The sequence below is a fragment of the Microcoleus sp. LAD1_D3 genome (assembly GCF_036702135.1).
Classification (GTDB): domain Bacteria; phylum Cyanobacteriota; class Cyanobacteriia; order Cyanobacteriales; family Microcoleaceae; genus Microcoleus.
On record NZ_JAUBSB010000149.1, the window covers coordinates 1 to 1,935 of the forward strand.

At 42.5% G+C, this 1,935-nt stretch carries 2 protein-coding genes; both read left to right on the top strand.

Annotated features, from left to right (window positions below):
• The first annotated feature begins 92 nt into the window (after positions 1 to 92).
• Positions 93 to 731 carry an IS607 family transposase gene (locus QUA74_RS29665; RefSeq protein ID WP_333336337.1) on the top strand — a complete coding sequence of 213 codons (639 nt, stop codon included), beginning with the start codon at positions 93 to 95 and terminating at the stop codon, positions 729 to 731.
• Positions 697 to 1,926, top strand: coding sequence for a transposase (locus QUA74_RS29670; protein ID WP_333336340.1), 1,230 nt, complete (start codon positions 697 to 699; stop codon positions 1,924 to 1,926). The genes QUA74_RS29665 and QUA74_RS29670 overlap by 35 nt, the downstream gene beginning before the upstream one ends.
• Positions 1,927 to 1,935: the final 9 nt, after the last annotated feature.

The following is a 1,935-nucleotide window of genomic DNA, read 5'->3' on the forward strand; positions in this document are numbered from 1 at the left end:
GAGTAGTTCCCAGGACGACATTTTCTTAGACATTCCCGCCATAAGTTAGACAATTGGAGTATACTGAGATAATTCACTCAAACAAACCCAATATGTCCAATTATGTACCACCAAGAATCGCTGTTCAACGACTCGGAGTATGTTCAAAAACCCTTGAACGGTGGGAACAAGAAGGGAAAATCAAAGCGTACCGAACGCCTTCAGGACAGCGGAGATATGACTGCGACTCAGTTGTCAATATTCCATCTACTAAACCAACAATCCTCTACGCCAGAGTTAGCAGTCGAAGTCAAAAAGCCGACCTTCTACGACAGGCTGACTTTCTTTTGTCTCGCTACCCCGGATGCGAAATTATCCAAGACATCGGGAGCGGACTTAACTTCAAAAGGAAAGGTCTTATCGCCCTACTGGAACACATTTACACAGGCGACATCGGAATGGTTGTCGTTGCCTCAAAAGATAGATTATGCCGATTCGGATTCGATCTTATCTCATGGTTTGCGGAGCGGGGCGGGTGTAAGATTCTGGTTCTCAACAATAGTTCACTTAGTCCAGAAAGAGAAATGGTTGAAGATATACTCGCCATTATCCACGTCTTTAGTTGCCGATTGTACGGACTCAGAAAGTACAAAAAGCAAATCATTGAAGACACTGACGTACCGAGTTTACCCAAAGGGGGAAACGAAGAAAGTCTGGATGCTGAGGATTCACGCCAATCGCAAAGTGTATAACAATGCAATCGCGTACCTAAATCAGCATCAGGGAAAATTTACCTACTACACTGTAGATAAGAAAACTAACCAACCAGTCCTGAAGACGAACGGTAAACAAGCATTTCGTAGTTTCTGTAAAACTCTAGATTACGAGATAGTTCCTGAATGGTGCAAAGAATTAGGAATAGCGCATAGTTTAGATAATTCACTTTTCGAGGCTTATACGGCTTGGAAGAAAACTGACAAACAGCCTGCTCAATTAGGCAGAGGAAAGAAAGCAAAACCCAATCCTTTGGTTGGACTGAAGTTAGCTCGATTTAGATCGATTCGTGACCAAAAACAGACAATTCAGTTTGACCCGGGTGACTATAGAAACGGTCATCTAATGGCGAATGCTAGTAAGAATCTGGAAAAACCTCTATGGACTGGACAAAACTATTGCTTGGTTAACTACGACAAAGCCGTAGAAGTTACCTATAACAAGGGACGCTGGTTCGTGAATATGCCCGTAGAGATGGACATTCCTGATCCTAAAAATGGTGGAATGACTATTGCGCTCGACCCCGGACTGCGCTGTTTTTTAACTGGATTTGATGGCAATTCTTTTACTGAATTCGGGAAGCACGACTTTGGGAAAATTGCTAGATTGTGTCAGCACTTAGATAAGATGCAGTCAAAACTTGGACGCTCAAAGAGCGGTCAGTTTTCTCGATTGCGCTATCGCCTGAGACAAGCGATGGAGAAAGTTAGGACTAAGATTAAAAATCTACGTTCTGAAATCCATAAACAAGTAGCAAGTTATTTGGCGCGGAATTACGATGTCATTTACCTGCCCACTTTTGAAACTTCTCAAATGGTGGCAAGAGGTAGTCGCAAGCTTAATTCTAAGTCGGCGAGGGCGATGATGACTTGGGCATTTTATCAGTTCTCGCAAACTTTAGAGCATCTCTGTAACCGTTACGGTTCGAGATTAGTTAGAGTAACGGAAGAATATACTTCCAAAACTTGTACAAAATGCGGTCATATTCATAGAAAGTTAGGTGGGTCTAAAACCTTTAGATGCCCTAATTGCGGTTATGAAATACCCCGTGATTTTAATGGCGCTTTGGGAATTTTCCTCAAAGCTTTGTGGGATACCACCATACTCTCAGACTTGTCTGATGAGTGTGCTATATTCAGATTTTCGCCGATTGTCGGAGATTGTCTGGATTAAAAGTATCAG